Genomic DNA, 16,489 nt, shown 5'->3' on the forward strand with positions numbered 1-16,489 from the left:
ACGGCGCTCCGGCAGCCGTCACACGGATGCAACAGCCAATACACTTCCCTTATGCCGGATGTCGCGATTCCCTCTGACCTGCTGCCCGCCGACGGACGCTTCGGCTGCGGCCCCTCCAAGGTGCGGCCGGAGCAGGTCGAGTACCTGGCCGGCGCCGGCGCGGCGCTGCTCGGCACGTCCCACCGCCAGGCGCCGGTGAAGAGCCTCGTGCGCCGGGTCCGGGAGGGGGTCGGCGAGCTGTTCCGGATCCCCGACGGCTACGAGGTGGTGCTCGGCAACGGAGGCTCGACCGCCTTCTGGGACGCCGCCGCGTTCGGCCTCATCGAGAACCGCAGCCAGAACCTCGTCTTCGGCGAGTTCGGCGGCAAGTTCGCCAAGGCAGCCAAGACGCCCTGGTTGCAGGCGCCCGATGTCCGGGAGGCGCAGGCCGGCTCGCGCAGTGAGGCCGAGGCCGTCGCCGGAGTCGACGTGTACGCGTGGCCGCACAACGAGACCTCGACGGGCGTCATGGCGCCGGTGCGCCGGGTCACGGGCGACGACGGCGCGCTGACCGTCATCGACGCGACGAGCGCGGCGGGAGGCGCGGACTTCGACGCCTCCGAGGCCGACGTCTACTACTTCGCACCCCAGAAGAACTTCGCCTCCGACGGCGGCCTGTGGCTCGCGCTGTTCTCCCCCGCGGCGATCGAGCGCGTCGAGCGCATCGCCGCAAGCGACCGGTACATCCCCGAGTTCCTCAGCCTGAAGAACGCGATCGACAACTCGCGCCTCGACCAGACGCTGAACACGCCCGCGATCGCGACCCTGCTCCTCCTCGAGAACCAGGTGCAGTGGATCAACGGCAACGGCGGCCTGTCGTGGGCGAGCGACCGCACCAAGGAGTCGTCCGACGCGCTGTACACCTGGGCCGAGGGCGTCGACTACGCGACCCCGTTCGTCGCCGACCCGGCGCACCGCTCGCAGGTCGTCGTCACGATCGACTTCGCCGACGGCATCGACGCCTCCGCGATCGCGAAGACGCTCCGGGCCAACGGCGTCGTCGACACCGAGCCGTACCGCAAGCTCGGCCGCAACCAGCTCCGCGTCGCGACTTTCACCGCGATCGAGCCGGACGACGTCCGCGCACTCATCGACTGCATCGAGTATGTCGTCGAGCGGCTGGGCTGACGCCGGGCGAGCAGCGACCGGCGACCGGCAGGAAGCGACGGACGGACAGGAGGCGGCATGCGCCTGTGGCTGCGTGACGGCGAGCGCCGGCCCGACCCGGTGCCGGTGAAGACCGACGACCGGAAGGCCGTGCTCGTCGGGTTACTGCTCTGGGCGGTCGCCCTCGTCGTCACGCTCGTCGTCGGCGCGCCCCTCCTCCACGCGGGAGGCGGCACCTGGCTCCGGACTCTCCTCGTCGGCATCGTCCTCGGCCTCCTCGGACTCGCCTACCTCGCCATCAAGCGTCTCCGCGGCTGACGGGTCGAGGGCGGCCGCCTCCTCCGAGGCGAGGTCGAGCTCCGGGTCGACGTCGGTCTCCTCGTCGTAGGCGGCGTCGACGCCCTCGAGGTCCACGCTGTCGATGTCGACCCCGTCGAGGTCGTCGTCGCCGTGGAGGTCGTGGATGTCGTCGTCGTCGTCTTCGTCGTCGTCGTCGAGGTCGTCGTCCTCGTCGAGGTCGTCCTCGTCGAGCTCGTCCTCGTCCTCGTCCTCGTCGAGCTCGTCGACGCCCTCCTCGTCGGAGTCGTCGTCGTCCTCGACGTCCTCCTCGGATTCGGCATCCTCCTCGGCCGCCTCGCCCTCACCGGAGGCGGCCGCCTCCGCGGCGAGCGCCTCCTGCGCGGCCTGGTACTCGGCGAGCCGCTCCGACCACGGCACCCAGTCGGGCGCGAGCAGGGCGGTGTCGCCGGGCATCAGCTCGGCCTCGAGCACGGTCGGCTCGGCGTCGTCGTCGGCGCGGCCGATGGTCACCGTCCAGCGCCAGCCCGGGTAGCCGGGGAGTCGGCTCTCGAACAGCAGCGAGACGACGCCGTCGGCCTCGACGACGTGGCCGGCGGGCTCGCCGATCGTCGCCTCCGGGGTGATCTCGGCGAGGGCCTCGCGCGCGAGCGCGACCGAGGCGATCAGCTCCTCCAGGCCGGCGTCAGGCATCCAGGTCGTCCGCAACGCGGCGCAGCACGGCCGCGATCTTCGCTCCGTGGGCCTTGTCGGGGTACTTGCCGCGGCGCAGGTTGGCGCCGATGCCGTCGAGCAGCTTGACGAGGTCCTCCACGATGATCGCCATGTCGTCGGCGGGTTTGCGCTTCAGCTTGACGAGGCTCGGCGGAGCCTCGAGGACGCGCACCGAAAGGGCCTGGGCCCCGCGCTTGCCGTCGGCGATGCCGAACTCCAGGCGGGTCCCCGACTTGACGACGGCACCGGCCGGAAGCGCCGAGGCGTGCAGGAAGACCTCCTGACCGTCGTCGGCGCTGATGAAGCCGAAGCCCTTCTCCTCGTCGTAGAACTTGACCTTGCCGGTTGGCATGGGAACCTCACCTCTCATGGGGATCGAATGACCAACCTCAATTATCCTTGATTTCGTGACCCAGCAGACCCCGCCGCAGGCGACTCGTCCCCAGCGCATCCTGTCGTACATCGTCGCCGCGCTCGTGATCGTGTCGCTGATCTGCATCGCCGCCATCCTCATCGGCACCGCGGCGGGAGGTTTCGCGGCGCAGGGCTCCGGCCAGGGCATCTGGCCGTCGGTGTTCCTGTTCCCGCTGATCGCCCTCCCGGTTGCGTTCATCCTGATCATCGTGCTGCTCATCGTGACGGGCCGTCAGCGCAGCCGCGCCGCCAAGGAGGCCGCGGCCGGCAAGCCCTCGAACGGTCCGACCGGCAGGGCATCCGGCCCGGCCGGCGGCAAGCCGCGGCGCTGAGGCCACGGGACCCGGCTCGATGACGACCACGCTCGCCCTGGCGACCAGACTGCGAGCACTCCCCGACGCAGAACTCGTCGCGTCCCTCCACGACCGCACCTACCGGCGCGCGGGCATCGCCGACCTCTTCGACCTCGCCGACGCCCTCCTCGACACCGATTCGGTGCAGCGAGCGCTGGTCGCCCTCGACCGGCCGCGGCTCGCCGTGCTCGTCGTCCTCTCACGAGCGTCGAGGCCGCTCACCGCTGCCGAGGTCGCGACGCAACTGGCTGAGCAGCCCGCGACGACGGCTGTGACAGAGGAGGCGGTGGGTCGCGCGCTCGACAACGTCTCGCATCTGCTGCTGGCCCACCCCGAGGGCGCGGGAGGCTTCACCGTTTATGACGGTGTCGCCGCCGAGCTCCAGCGCTGGCCCGAGCTGAGCCTCCCCTCGCCCGACGAGCTCCTCGCGGAGGCGCCCCCGGCGCTGCTGGTGCCCGTCCCGGACGCCGAGCGCACCGCCTCCGACCGGCTCTCGGCCGAGCGGGCGTTCGACGCCGTCTCGTCCGTGTCCGAGCTGATCGCCGAGCTCACCCGCGAGGGTGCGCGCGAGCTGCAGAAGGGAGGACTCGCGCTTCCCGCCTCCCGCCGCCTCGCCGAGGCCCTCTCGGTCGAGCCCGAACTCGTTCCGCTCGCGCTGTCGGCCGCCGAGCGCGCCGGGCTCGCCGGCCTGGACGACGGCGTATGGCTGCCGGGCGAGCGCGCCACCTCCTGGCAGGGCTCCCCCACGTCCGACCGCTGGCGCGAGCTGGCGGCCGCCTGGCTGGAGGCGCTCCCCGACGACGTGCGCGAGCTGCTCGCCTCCCGCAGCCGCGCGCTCTGGGGGTCGAGCCTGCAGGAGCACCTCGCCTGGCTCTACCCGGGCGCCGTCGAGGAGGCGCAGCGCCGGTTCGCCGACCACACCCGGCTCGCCGAGTGGCTGGGCATCACCGTGTCGCAGGGCGCGGCCGGGCAGGCGCCGAGCAGCGCCGGGGCGGCCCTCGTCGAGGACGGGGCTCCGGCCGCCGCCGAGGCGCTGGCCGGTCTGTTCCCGGCCGAGGTCGACCGCGTCTACCTGCAGAACGACCTCACCATCGTGTCGCCGGGGCCGCTCGCCCCCGCCGTCGAGTCGCGGTTGCGCGGCATGGCCGACCTCGAGAGCCGGGCTCTCGCCTCCACCTTCCGGCTGTCGTCGGCGTCGCTCGACCGCGCGATCACCGCGGGCGAGACGGAGGACACCATCCGCGCCTTCCTCACCGAGATCTCGCTGACCGGGGTGCCCCAGCCGATCGACTACCTCGTGGGCGATGCCGCCGAGCGCCACGGGCGCGTGCGCGTCCGGGAGGCGGGGGTCACCGCCTCCCGAGGCGTCGACTACCAGCTTCGTCCCGGCGCCCGGTCGGAGGTGCACTCGTCCGATGCGACGCTGCTCCGGACGATCGAGGTCGACCAGGCCCTCGCATCGCTGCGCCTCGCCCGGGCGGGGGCGGAGGTGCTGCTGAGCCGGTTCCCGCGCGATGTCGTCTTCTGGGCGCTGTCGGACGCGCGGTACCCGGTGCTCGCCGAGGACGAGAACGGAGTGCCGATCACGCTGCGGCGCGACCGGGTCGCCCGCCCGCGGACGGACCGGCAGGCCGACGCCGACGCCGAGCTCGTCGCCCGACTGCGCGAGACGGAGAGCACTGCCGCGGACGACCCCGCAGATCAGTGGCTCGCGCGCCAGCTCGACCTCGCGGTGCGGTCGCGGCAGCCCGTCATCGTCGAGGTCGCCATGCCCGACGGGACCGTCGTCGACTACCTGCTCGAGCCGACCGGCCTCGGCGGGGGGCGGTTCCGCGGGAGGGACCGGGCGGCCGACATCGAGCGGACGCTGCCGCTGTCGAGCGTGCGCGGGGTGCGCGCGCCGGAGTGAGAGGTGCGCTGCGGGCGCCTCCGTGCCGCCATGCTTCCGCCTCCTCCCTCGAGGTGCTCGCAGATGCGCCCGACACGCCGTCACGCCCCGCACCTACGAGCACCTCGACGAGAACGCGACGGACCGACCGCTCAGGCCGCCCGCGTAGACTGACCGGTTATGTCCGATGGCCCCCTGATCGTCCAGAGCGACCGCACCGTCCTGCTCGAAGTCGCCCACCCGGACGCGGAGGACGCACGCCACGACCTCGCGATCTTCGCCGAGCTCGAGCGCGCTCCTGAGCACATCCACACGTACCGCATCACGCGGCTCGGCCTGTGGAACGCTCGTGCCGCCGGACACACTGCGGAGGACATGCTCGGAACGCTCGAGCGCTACTCCAAGTTCCCGATCCCGCAGACGGTGTCTGTGGACATGACCGAGACCGTCGCCCGGTATGGGCGCCTCCTGATCGAACGCGACGATGAGGGCACGCTCCTCCTGCGCTCCAGCGACCTGCCGGTCCTGACCGAGGTCGCGAACGCGAAACGCATCGCGCCCCTCCTGCTCGAGCGCCGCGACGACGCGACCTTCGTCGTGGAGGCGTGGGCACGCGGGCAACTGAAGCAGGAGCTCGTCAAGCTCGGCTGGCCCGCGGAGGACCTAGCCGGTTACACCCCCGGCACCCCGCACGAGATCGGTCTGGAGGAGAACGGCTGGTCACTGCGCGATTACCAGCGCAAGGCGGTCAGCAACTTCTTCGAGGGAGGCTCGGGCGTGGTCGTCCTGCCGTGCGGCGCGGGCAAGACGCTCGTCGGGGCCGGCGCGATGGCGACGGCCAAGACCACGACGCTCATCCTGGTCACGAACACGGTGTCGGCCCGGCAGTGGAGGGACGAACTCCTCAAGCGCACGACACTCACCGCCGAGGAGATCGGCGAGTACTCGGGCCAAATGAAGGAGGTCAAGCCGGTCACGATCGCGACCTACCAGATCCTCACCGCGAAGCGGAAGGGCGAATACGCGCACCTGGCCCTCCTCGACGCCATGGACTGGGGGCTCGTGGTCTACGACGAGGTGCACCTCCTGCCGGCCCCCGTCTTCAAGCTGACCGCCGAGCTGCAGGCGCGACGCAGGCTCGGACTGACCGCGACGCTCGTCCGCGAGGACGGCCGCGAGGGCGACGTCTTCAGCCTCATCGGGCCCAAGCGCTTCGACGCGCCGTGGAAGGCGATCGAGGCGCAGGGATTCATCTCGCCCGCGTCCTGCTACGAGGTGCGCATCGACCTGCCCGCGTCCGACCGTCTCAGCTACGCCGCCGCGCCCGACGACGAGCGGTACCGCCTCGCGGCGACAGCGCCGGCGAAGCTCGACATCGTCCGCCAGCTCGTGGAGCGGCATCAGGGCGAGCGCATCCTCGTGATCGGTCAGTACCTCGACCAGATCGACGAGCTCTCGGAGGCGCTGGGCGCGCCGCAGCTGACCGGAGCCACGCCTGTGGACGAGCGCGAGCGGCTGTACCAGGAGTTCCGCGATGGCACCACGCCCGTGCTCGTCGTGAGCAAGGTCGCCAACTTCTCGGTGGACCTCCCGGAGGCGACAGTCGCCATCCAGGTCTCCGGCTCGTACGGGTCGCGCCAGGAGGAGGCCCAGCGTCTGGGTCGCCTCCTGCGTCCCAAGGAGTCCGGCCTCTCCGCGAACTTCTACACCCTCGTGGCGCGCGACACGGTCGACCAGGACTTCGCGCAGAACCGGCAGCGATTCCTCGCGGAGCAGGGGTACTCGTACACGATCCTCGACGCGCACGCGCTGGCGGCGTAAGGGACGCGGCTCTACTGCCGCGAGGTGTCGGTACCTCGGGGATCCGCACCTCGCTGCGCTGCGCCGCTGCTCCGCTGCTCCGCTGCTCCGCTGCGCCGCCTCGGCAGCACTCGTGCCGAATGTCGCGTAATCACCGCCTCCCACCCTCATTCGTGCCGAATGTCGGGCGGCGCGCTTGCGAGATTCGTGCCGAATATGGGCTAGCGAGGCCCTCAGAGGCACATTCGGCACGAATGAAGGCACCAACGCGAAGCGGAGGCGCACAGCGCGCCTCTACCCCCGCACGTACCGCAGCAGCAGCGTGTCGCCCCCGGCGAGCACGTGCCCGAGCCGCATCCGGGGAGGCACGATCGGGGCGGCGCCGGTGGCGATGCGGGAGGCGCTTCCCGCTTCGAGCCGCGGGTTGATCGTCAGGCACAGCTCGTCGACGGCCCGGGCGGCGATGAGGTCGGCGAACAGGTGGGGTCCGCCTTCGCAGTGGATGCGGTTGAGGCCGCGTTCGCGGAGCGCGGCGAGGCCGGCTTCCGCCTGGACCCGTTCGCGGCCGCAGACGACGACGTCGGCCACCTCCGACAGCGCCTCGCGCGACTCGGCGCGCGCCAGCTCCGTCGTCAGGACGACCGGCCGCTCGGGGGCTTCTGCGAAGATCGGGCCGCGCGGGTCGAGGTCGAGGCTCGCGGACACGATCGCGAAGACAGGGTGCGCGGTCATGCCGTCGTCGCTGCGCGCCTCCTGCGAGCGGCGGTCGACCCGCATCGGGCCGTAGCCCTCGGCGCGGACCGTGCCGGCGCCGACGAGCACCACGTCGCAGAGCCTGCGGAGCAGGTCGAAGACGCGGTGGTCGGCCGGGTCCGCCAGGCCGCCGGAGAGGCCGTTGTGCGTGGCGGCGCCGTCCAGGCTGCTGATGAAGTTGACGCGAAGCCACTGGTCGCCCACGCCCTCGGAGTACAGGGCGACGATCTCGTCGTCGCTCAGCCCCTCCTGCGACGGGATCGGCGCCAGCCGGTGGATCGCCGGGCCGCCGGCCTCACTCATTCACGTCCCCCATGTTGTGCTTCAGATATGCCGGCTCGCGCAGCCCGAGGATCGCCTCCGTCATCCGCGTCGCCGCGACCGACGCGCGCACGTCGTGCATGCGGATGATGCGCGCCCCGTTGACGATGCTCACCACCGCGGCGGCGATCGACCCCTCCAGGCGCTCGGATCGCGGGGCATCGAGGGTCTCGCCGATGAAGTCCTTGTTCGAGACGGCGGCGAGCACCGGGAAGCCGAGGGCGGCCAGTTCGGGGAGCCTCCGCGTGAGCTCGAGCGAGTGGAGCGTATTCTTGTTCAGGTCGTGGCCCGGGTCGATGATGATCCGCTCCTCCGGGATGCCCGCCGCGAGGGCGCGGTCGACGCGCTCGACGAGGAACCGGGCGACGTCCTTCACCACGTCGTCGTACTGCGGCCTCGGGAAGACGGTGCGGGGCGCGGCGAGGCTGTGCGTGATCACGAGCGTCGCCTCGCTGTCGGCGACGACCGGGGCGAGCAGCGGGTCGCTGAGGCCCGTCGTGTCATTGATGACGGTCGCTCCGGCCTCGATCGCGCGGCGCGCCACCTCCGACTGGAAGGTGTCGACGGAGATGACGACGTCGGACCCCTCCCGCAGCGCTCGCACCACGGGGACCACGCGCTCGAGCTCCTCCTCGACCGGGATGGGGTCCCCGGGCGCGAAGGGCGCGCCTCCGATGTCGACCCAGTCCGCGCCCAGCGAGACGGCCTCGAAGCACGCATCGACGGCCTTGTCGAACGCATAGGTGCGTCCCTGATCGAAGAAGGAGTCGGGCGTCCGGTTGACGACGGCCATCACCGCGACGCGCCGCGAGAAGTCGAAGGTTCGCGCGCCGATGCGTCGCACCGGCACGCGCAGCGGCGGCAGGTACGGCTCAAAGCGCGGCAAGGTCGACGCTCTCGTCTCGGAGGCGGTCGGCGTCGATCCGCTCGCCGGAGCGGATCAGGCGCTGGATGTCGTCCTGCAGGTCCCAAACGTTGACGTTCATGCCCGCGACGACGCGGCCGCCGCGTGTCCAGAAGGCGATGAACTCCCGCTTCTCGACGTCGCCGCGGAACACGACCTCAGCCCCTGCCGCCAGCGGCGCGTAGCCCGAATACTCCATGCCGAGATCGTATTGGTCGGAGTAGAAGTACGGGATGTCGTCGTAGCTCGCCCGCTCGCGGAGGATCGCCCGCGCGGCGACCGTCCCGCCCGCGATGGCGTTGGCCCAGTGCTCGTTGCGCAGGTGCCTCCCGATGGCGGGGAGGAACGGGTTGGCGACATCGCCGACGGCGTAGACATCCTCGATGCTCGTCCGCATGCTCTTGTCCGTCAGCACGCCGTTGGAGATGCGGGCACCCGACCGCTCGGCCACCTGGGTGTTCGGCGCGGCACCGACGCCCGCGACGACCACGTCCGCCGGGAGGCGTTCCCCCGACGCGAGGACGACCGCCTGCTCCTCGCCGCCGTCGACGGCTACCGCGTGCGTGCCGTTGTGGAACGCCACGCCGTTGTCGCGGTGCAGCTTCTCGAACACGTCGCCCAGCTCGCGGCCGAGCACGTTCCCGAGCGGAATCGACGAGCGCCCGACGACCGTGACGTCGTTGCCGTACCCGCGGGCGGCCGCAGCCGTCTCCATGCCGATCCAGCCGCTGCCGACGACGACCACGCGCCTCCCGCCGACTTCGAGCGCCGTGCGCAGCCAGCGACTGTCCTCGACGGTCCGGAGTGCGAAGACGGCGCCGTGCCCGCTGCCCGGGACACCCAGCGGGCGCGCGCTGGCACCCGTGGCGAGCACGAGGCTGTCGTACGTGATGCGCGCGCCGCTGTGGAGGAACAACTCGTGCGCCCCGGGGTCGAAGGAGCCGGCCTCTTCCCCCGGGAGGAACTCGACCGAGTTCTCGGTGTACCAGTCGGCGGGCTTGACGTAGGCATCCTCGAACTCGGCCTTGCCGGTGAGGTACTCCTTCGAGAGCGGCGGTCGGATGTACGGGTGGTGCTCTTCGGCTCCGAGCAGGAGGATGCGGCCCTCGTAACCGCGCTCCCGCAGCTCGATCGCCGTCGTCGCTCCGGCCAGGCCGGCACCGGCGATCACCACAGTCGGGTTGCTCATGCTTTCAGCATCCACTGTTCACACTGTCTGCGCCAGACCCGCACACCCGCCGCGCACCGAGGGCTCACAGGTAGAACCCAGCAGACGCGCAGATAATATTTCGCATGAACGCAGGACCCCGCATTCTCATCGTCGACGACGAGCCGAACATCCGCGATCTGCTCACCACCAGCCTCCGTTTCGCCGGCTTCGCCGTGCGCGCGGTGGGCAACGGCGCCCAGGCCATCTCCGCGGTCCTCGAAGAGGAGCCCGACCTCATCATCCTCGACGTCATGCTGCCGGACATGAACGGCTTCGGCGTCACCAAGCGGCTTCGCGGGGCGGGCTACACCGCTCCCATCCTGTTCCTCACGGCTAAGGACGACACGGAGGACAAGATCACCGGCCTCACCGTCGGCGGCGACGACTACGTGACCAAGCCGTTCAGCCTCGACGAGATCGTCGCCCGCATCAAGGCGATCCTGCGCCGAACCATGCAGGCCGACGAGGACGCCGTCATCCGCGCCGGCGAGCTCACGATGGACCAGGACACCCACGAGGTGTTCGTCGGCGAGACGCCCATCGAGCTAAGCCCGACCGAGTTCAAGCTGCTGCGCTACCTCATGCTCAACCCCAACCGCGTGCTGTCTAAGGCCCAGATCCTCGACCACGTGTGGGAGTACGACTTCAACGGCGACGCGGGCATCGTCGAGTCCTACATCTCCTACCTGCGCCGCAAGGTCGACGCGCACTCGAGCGAGCCGCTCATCCAGACGAAGCGCGGATTCGGCTACATGCTCAAAGCAGCCAAGGTCTGAGAGCGGGCGCACATGCCCGCCACAGCCTCCCCTGCTTAGACTGACGGCCTGATGCACTCACGACTGCTCGACCGCTGGAACGCGATCTCCCTGCGCACCAAGATCACCGGGGTCACCGTTCTCATGCTGACGCTCGGGCTGCTCGTGACGGGCATCGGCACGATGTCGATGCTTAAGCCGGTGCTGATCGACCAGCTGGACGCGCAGCTGTCGGCGGCGTCGAGCGCCTCCTATCTGAACACCTACCTGTTCGGGACGAGCATCGACAAGGAGCACATCGCCGCCGACTCGAGCCCCTCGGACTACTTCGCCGCGCTCTACGACTCGAGCGGCAACCTGGTGAAGACGAACTGGACCAACATCCCGAAGTCGCACCGGCCGGCAATCCCCACCCATCTGTCGCTCGCGGAGGCGAAGGCGATGCCGCTCGGCGGGTTCTCCCTCCCGAGCAACGACGGCCGGACCACGTACCGCGCCCTCCAGACGACACAGACCTTCGAGGGCACGGGCGAGCTCGCCACCGCGATCGTCGCGACGACCACATCGCAGATCGACACGATCCTGGCGAGCTTCCTCGCGATCTTCCTCGGCTTCGGCGTGATCGTCATCATCGTCGGCGCGGGCCTGACACGGATGCTCGTCACCACGACGTTCGCACCGCTGCGCGAAGTGGAGGCGACGGCCGCCGCGATCGCGGACGGCGACTTCAGCCAGCGACTCGGAGGCGCGACCCCGAACACCGAGGTCGGCCGCCTCAACCGCTCGCTCAACACGATGCTCAACCGGATCGATCGCGCCTTCAACGACCGCGCCCGGACCATCGATCAGATGCGCCGGTTCGTGGGCGACGCCTCCCACGAGCTGCGGACCCCGCTCGTCTCGCTGCGCGGGTACGCCGAGCTGTACCGCATGGGCGCGCTGCAGACGCCCGAAGACGTCGCCCAGGCGATGGACCGCATCGAGAAGGAGGCGATCCGCATGGGCATCCTCGTGGAGGACCTCCTCGAGCTCGCCCGCCTCGACGAGACGAAGCCCCTCGACCTGCACCGGGTCGACCTCGTGCGCATCGCGCAGGACGCGGCGATGGACGCCATGGCGGGTGCCCCCAACCGGACGGTGACCGTCATCCCGCCCACGCCGTCCACGGCCGGCGCGTCCGAGGCCGAGCCGGAGACGGACGAGTTCGGCGTCGACACCGTGCCGATGTCCGTCCCGGACGTTGCTGGGGCACGCGCGAGCAACGTGACCGGCCCGATCGCGTTCGCGGGATCGGCGCTGGCGCGCCTCCGTCGAGGACGCTCGCGGCGCACGCCCACCGACACCCTGGCGATCACGACGCAGGAGAAGGTGCAGCTCGCCACGCAGGTCGTGCCCGCCGAGCCCGCGATCGTGCTCGCCGAGGAGAACAAGCTCCGCCAGGTCGTCACCAACCTCATGGGCAACGCCCTCCGCTACACGCCGGACGGGAGCCCGATCGAGATCGCCGTCCAGGTCGACCACCGCGCGCAGCGCGCGATCATCGAAGTGCGCGACCACGGCGAGGGCATCCCGCCGCAGATCCGCGAGAAGATCTTCCAGCGCTTCTGGCGGGCCGACACCTCCCGCGCTCGCGAGACGGGCGGCAGCGGCCTCGGACTGGCGATCGTCTCCTCCATCGTCGCGGCCCACAACGGCACCGTCGACGTGGTCGAGACGGCGGGAGGCGGCGCCACGTTCCGCGTGTCCCTCCCGCTGGCGGAGTCGCCGGCGGCGCCGAAGCCCATGGGGCAGTAAGCGGGTCGGTCCGAGCCGTCGGTGCGGCCGGTCAGAGCCGTCCGGCGACCCACTGGACGTAGGAGGCGACGGAATCGTCGTCGGCGGCCGGCGCGGTGAACTCGATCCACGCCCCGTGGACAACGGCGTCGACGGCGGTCGCGTCCGGAATCCCGGGAGCGGTGATGGTCCGCGCCAGCGTGGGGATCTGCTGCCCGCCGACCGTGATCGAGCCGGCATGCGCCTCCGTGTCCAGCGACACGACCTCGGCGCGGTACTGCTCGTAGGCCTGGGCGCCGTCGGCGATCACCGAGAGGGTGCCCACATGCCGCCCGGAACCATCGGTCCCGGCTCTGTAGTTGCAGAGCGTCATGCCGCGGGCGGTGAGTAGGGCATCCGTCTGGCGAAAGGACTCCTCGGCGCCCTCGCTCGAGACGGCGTCGAGCCCGAGCGCGTCCCGCACGCTGTCGAGCCAGGGCTGATCGGCGCAGGGCAGCGTTGGGGCCGTGGCCGCGACTTTCGCCGTCTTGTCGAACTGCGTGATCTGCGGGATCAGGGACTGGACGAACTCGTGGAAGCTCTTCTCGACGACGAGCCGGTCGCTCGCGTAGGCAGTGACGGCGACCCAGGACCCTCCGACGAGAACGTTGGTGTGGCACTCGTTGCCGGCGGCCGCGGTGCTCGGGCCGCTGCAGTCGCCTCCGAGGGAGACCCCGCCGTCGTAGTCGGCGCCGGCGGTCGCCGCGTCGGGGTGAGCGGCGGCGAGGCGCTTCCAGGCGTCGGCGGCCCCGGGGATCACGGCGACGGCGACACCACGAGGGGCCAGGGCGGCTTTGGAGGAGGCGGTGGCCCCAGGCGTGGCCGTGGGGGGTGCCGCGGGTGCTCCGGCCGTTGGTGAGGCGCTGCTCGCGGAGGCGGAGGGGCTCGCCGGGTCGGGGCCCCAGCCGCACCAACCGCCCCCGGACGCGATCACGGCGAAGGGCCCGCGCGCCGCGGCCGCGCTGAGGGCGGACCAGGGCTGCGCTTCGGGGTCGGCGGGGCCGCCGAGGAGCGTGGTCACGGCCTGCTCGGTGGTGAGCGAGGCGCAGTCGATCGCGGGTTTGGCGGGAGGGACCGAGCTCGTGGGCAAGGGCGACGAGCTGGGGGCGCCGAAGCCGAGAGCCGCGCAGCCCGACAGCAGGAGCGCGAGGGCGGCTCCGAATGCGGCGGCCACCGGCTTGCGTGTCATGCGTCCCTCCCAGCTTGGGACCGAGACTACGACATCGGGCCCTCCCTCCCGTCGAGGTGCTCGTACATGTCGCCGACACGCCGGGGCGGACCGCACCTGCGAGCACCTCGACGCAAGGAGCACGCGCGAGGGCGAACGCCGAGAGGGCGCCTCCCGAACGGGAGGCGCCCTCTGCAGTGCTACGGAGCGGGACTCAGAAGTCCATGCCGCCGGTGGGGTCGGCCGGGGCCGGAGCGTTCTTCTCCGGCTTGTCGGCGACGACGGCCTCGGTGGTGAGGAAGAGGCCGGCGATCGACGCGGCGTTCTGCAGCGCCGAACGGGTCACCTTCACCGGGTCGTTGATGCCGGAGGCCAGCATGTCGACGTACTCGCCGGTCGCGGCGTTGAGGCCATGACCCACGGGGAGCTCGCGGACCTTCGCGACCACGACGCCCGCCTCGAGACCGGCGTTGATCGCGATCTGCTTCAGCGGCGCCTCGATGGCGACCTTGACGATGTTGGCGCCGGTGGCCTCGTCGCCCGTGAGCGACAGCTTCTCGAACGCCGTCTTGCCGGCCTGGATGAGGGCCACGCCACCACCGGCGACGATGCCCTCCTCGACGGCGGCCTTCGCGTTGCGGACGGCGTCCTCGATGCGGTGCTTGCGCTCCTTGAGCTCGACCTCGGTGGCCGCGCCCGCCTTGATGACGGCCACGCCGCCGGCGAGCTTCGCGAGACGCTCCTGGAGCTTCTCACGGTCGTAGTCGCTGTCGGTCGCCTCGATCTCGTTGCGGATCTGCTGCACGCGGCCGGCGATCTGCTCGGGGTCGCCCGCGCCCTCGACGATCGTGGTCTCGTCCTTGGTGATGACGACCTTGCGGGCCTGGCCGAGCAGGTCGAGAGTGACGTTCTCGAGCTTGAGGCCGACCTCCTCGGAGATGACCTGGCCACCGGTGAGGATGGCGATGTCCTGCAGCATGGCCTTGCGGCGGTCGCCGAAGCCCGGAGCCTTGACGGCGACGGACTTGAAGATGCCGCGGATCTTGTTGACGATCAGCGTGGCCAGGGCCTCGCCGTCGACGTCCTCGGCGATGATCAGCAGCTGCTTGTTCGCCTGGATCACCTTGTCGACGATCGGGAGGAGGTCCTTGATCGAGGAGATCTTCTGGTTGGCGATGAGGATGTACGGGTCCTCGAACACCGCCTCCTGGCGGTCCTGGTCGGTGACGAAGTACTGCGACAGGAAGCCCTTGTCGAAGCGCATGCCCTCGGTCAGCTCGAGCTCGGTGCCGAAGGTGTTCGACTCCTCGACGGTGACGACGCCCTCCTTGCCGACCTTGTCGATCGCCTCGGCGATGATCTCGCCGATGGTGGTGTCGCCGGCGGAGATGGAGGCGGTGGCCGCGATCTCCTCCTTGGTCTCGACCTCCTTGGCGCTCGCGATGAGCTCCTCGGTGACGGCCTGGACGGCCTTCTCGATGCCGCGCTTCAGGGTGATCGGGTCGGCCCCGGCAGCCACGTTGCGCAGGCCCTCCTTGACGAGCGCCTGAGCGAGGACGGTCGCGGTGGTGGTGCCGTCGCCCGCGACGTCGTCGGTCTTCTTGGCGACCTCCTTGACGAGCTCCGCGCCGATCTTCTCGTACGGGTCGTCGAGCTCGATCTCCTTCGCGATGGAGACGCCGTCGTTGGTGATGGTCGGGGCGCCCCACTTCTTCTCGAGGACGACGTTGCGACCGCGCGGGCCCAGGGTGACCTTGACCGTGTCGGCCAGGGTGTTGAGGCCGCGCTCGAGGCCGCGGCGGGCGTCCTCGTTGAAAGCGATGATCTTTGCCATGTGTTTCTCGTCCCTCCCGGACGTCTGCGAAAGATTCCGATGATTAGCACTCGATCAGATGGAGTGCTAAAGCGATTCTGGCACTCGTGGCCGGAGAGTGCAAGACGAGGGGAGGCGGGACCGAACGGAGAAGAGCGCCGCCCCCTGGTGGGGCGACGCTCTTCTCGCGTGTCGTGCTGAAGCTAGGCCAGCCGAACCGACTCGGCCTGCGGGCCCTTCTGCCCGGTGCCGACCTCGAATACGACCTGCTGGCCCTCTTCGAGAACCTTGTAACCTGCCATGTCAATCGCGGAGTAATGAACGAAAACGTCCTGTCCCCCACCTTCGACGGTGATGAAGCCGTAGCCCTTCTCAGCGTTGAACCACTTCACGGTTCCGTTCGCCATGCATTACTCCTATTGCTGTGTCGCTCGCACGGTCCAGCGCCGCGCGTTGACTCCCGATACTAATGCTTGCAATACGTGGTTACGCCAGTGTTTTTCCCAATGCGTCGCCAATTCCGGCGGAACTTAAACACGCGCGTAACAAAACAAGAGGAACGGGGTCAGCCGCTGAAGTCGCTCCCGACCACGACGGTCAGATCGGCTCCGGTGTTCGCGAAGGCCTGGCTCTCCTCCACGGTCGCGCCCGGGAAGCTCTGAGCGGCCCCGAGCGCCGCGGCCTGCTTGGCGGGATCCGAGTAGTACACGGTCGTCTTCGCGATGTTGGTCTGATCGGCGTTCGCGAGCGCCCCGACCTTCCAGCCGGCCGCCTTCAGCTTCGCGGAGGCGGACGCCGCGAGCCCCTCGGTGGTCGTGCCGTTGAGGACGTTGACGGTGAGGCTCGGGTCGACGGTCGGCACGATCGTCGGGGTCGGCGTCGGAGTCGGCCCGATGGCCGTGGAGCCGGGTGCCGACGGGCCCGCCGCCCCGTGGAAGTTCACGCTGCCGTTCACGAGCGAGAGGCCGAAGATGCCGGCGGCGATGAGCACCGCTGCGGCGAGGGCCGCCCAGCCGACGACGATCCAGCCCCGGCCCCGGGGGCGCGGAGCCCGGTGGGCTCCGACGCGCTGCAGGTCGCCGGGGATGTCGTCGAACCGGTCGCGGGGGAACTTCTCTGCCATCGTGGGGGTGGTCCTTGT

At 70.5% G+C, this 16,489-nt stretch carries 15 protein-coding genes and 1 pseudogene; 7 read left to right on the plus strand and 9 right to left on the minus strand.

Annotation, left to right across the window (positions count from 1 at the left end; all coding sequences use genetic code 11):
- Positions 1-51: 51 nt before the first annotated feature.
- A complete protein-coding gene (serC, locus tag FPT20_RS11190) occupies positions 52-1,167 on the plus strand; it encodes a phosphoserine transaminase (RefSeq protein ID WP_158865281.1) in 1,116 nt (371 codons plus the stop codon).
- Positions 1,168-1,224: 57 nt separating this feature from the next.
- Complete coding sequence (locus FPT20_RS18000; RefSeq protein ID WP_233265486.1) at positions 1,225-1,464, plus strand: DUF2530 domain-containing protein; 240 nt, start codon at positions 1,225-1,227, stop codon at positions 1,462-1,464.
- 354 nt (positions 1,465-1,818) lie between these two features.
- Here FPT20_RS18000 and FPT20_RS18005 read toward each other — a convergent pair.
- Both FPT20_RS18005 and FPT20_RS11200 read right to left on the minus strand, forming a co-directional pair.
- Positions 1,819-2,136: pseudogene (locus FPT20_RS18005) on the minus strand (DUF3027 domain-containing protein); the annotation flags it as partial.
- Complete coding sequence (locus FPT20_RS11200; RefSeq protein WP_158865286.1) at positions 2,129-2,509, minus strand: cold-shock protein; 381 nt, start codon at positions 2,507-2,509, stop codon at positions 2,129-2,131. The pseudogene FPT20_RS18005 and the gene FPT20_RS11200, both read right to left, overlap by 8 nt.
- Positions 2,510-2,564: 55 nt before the next feature.
- Here FPT20_RS11200 and FPT20_RS11205 point away from each other — a divergent pair, with 55 nt between their 5' ends.
- The 3 genes from FPT20_RS11205 to FPT20_RS11215 all read left to right on the plus strand — a co-directional run bounded on the left by FPT20_RS11205 (position 2,565) and on the right by FPT20_RS11215 (position 6,633).
- Positions 2,565-2,903, plus strand: coding sequence for a hypothetical protein (locus tag FPT20_RS11205; protein ID WP_233265487.1), 339 nt, complete (start codon positions 2,565-2,567; stop codon positions 2,901-2,903).
- Positions 2,904-2,922: 19 nt separating this feature from the next.
- Positions 2,923-4,833: a helicase-associated domain-containing protein gene (locus FPT20_RS11210; RefSeq protein ID WP_158865288.1), complete on the plus strand. Its 1,911-nt coding sequence runs from the start codon at positions 2,923-2,925 to the stop codon at positions 4,831-4,833.
- Positions 4,834-4,992: 159 nt separating this feature from the next.
- On the plus strand, positions 4,993-6,633 hold the full coding sequence (locus FPT20_RS11215) for a DNA repair helicase XPB (protein WP_158865290.1): 1,641 nt from the start codon (positions 4,993-4,995) through the stop codon (positions 6,631-6,633).
- Between the two features lie 273 nt (positions 6,634-6,906).
- On the opposite strand, the gene FPT20_RS11220 is transcribed toward FPT20_RS11215, so the two are convergent.
- The 3 genes from FPT20_RS11220 to FPT20_RS11230 are packed head-to-tail and all read right to left on the minus strand — an operon-like array spanning position 6,907 to position 9,779.
- On the minus strand, positions 6,907-7,668 hold the full coding sequence (locus FPT20_RS11220) for a pyrimidine reductase family protein (protein WP_158865292.1): 762 nt from the start codon (positions 7,666-7,668) through the stop codon (positions 6,907-6,909).
- Complete coding sequence (gene folP, locus FPT20_RS11225) at positions 7,661-8,572, minus strand: dihydropteroate synthase (protein WP_158865294.1); 912 nt, start codon at positions 8,570-8,572, stop codon at positions 7,661-7,663. The genes FPT20_RS11220 and folP overlap by 8 nt, the downstream gene beginning before the upstream one ends.
- A complete protein-coding gene (locus tag FPT20_RS11230) occupies positions 8,559-9,779 on the minus strand; it encodes an NAD(P)/FAD-dependent oxidoreductase (RefSeq protein WP_158865297.1) in 1,221 nt (406 codons plus the stop codon). Before FPT20_RS11230 ends, folP begins: the two co-directional genes overlap by 14 nt.
- A gap of 104 nt (positions 9,780-9,883) precedes the next feature.
- Here FPT20_RS11230 and FPT20_RS11235 point away from each other — a divergent pair, with 104 nt between their 5' ends.
- The gene (locus FPT20_RS11235; RefSeq protein ID WP_158865299.1) at positions 9,884-10,576 is read left to right on the plus strand and encodes a response regulator transcription factor; all 693 of its coding nucleotides are present in this window, start codon (positions 9,884-9,886) and stop codon (positions 10,574-10,576) included.
- Positions 10,577-10,627: 51 nt separating this feature from the next.
- A complete protein-coding gene (locus FPT20_RS11240) occupies positions 10,628-12,349 on the plus strand; it encodes a sensor histidine kinase (RefSeq protein ID WP_158865301.1) in 1,722 nt (573 codons plus the stop codon).
- Between the two features lie 31 nt (positions 12,350-12,380).
- Here the strand turns inward: FPT20_RS11240 and FPT20_RS18115 are convergent, their stop codons facing one another.
- From FPT20_RS18115 to FPT20_RS11260, 4 genes are all read right to left on the minus strand, one after another.
- On the minus strand, positions 12,381-13,556 hold the full coding sequence (locus tag FPT20_RS18115) for a hypothetical protein (RefSeq protein ID WP_158865303.1): 1,176 nt from the start codon (positions 13,554-13,556) through the stop codon (positions 12,381-12,383).
- A 193-nt stretch (positions 13,557-13,749) separates the two neighbouring features.
- Positions 13,750-15,369: a chaperonin GroEL gene (gene groL, locus FPT20_RS11250; protein ID WP_158865305.1), complete on the minus strand. Its 1,620-nt coding sequence runs from the start codon at positions 15,367-15,369 to the stop codon at positions 13,750-13,752.
- Between the two features lie 182 nt (positions 15,370-15,551).
- Positions 15,552-15,755, minus strand: coding sequence for a cold-shock protein (locus FPT20_RS11255; protein ID WP_158865307.1), 204 nt, complete (start codon positions 15,753-15,755; stop codon positions 15,552-15,554).
- 158 nt (positions 15,756-15,913) lie between these two features.
- A complete protein-coding gene (locus FPT20_RS11260) occupies positions 15,914-16,471 on the minus strand; it encodes a LytR C-terminal domain-containing protein (RefSeq protein WP_158865309.1) in 558 nt (185 codons plus the stop codon).
- Positions 16,472-16,489 lie beyond the last annotated feature (18 nt).

The organism is Leifsonia sp. AG29, assembly GCF_009765225.1.
GTDB lineage: Bacteria > Actinomycetota > Actinomycetes > Actinomycetales > Microbacteriaceae > Leifsonia.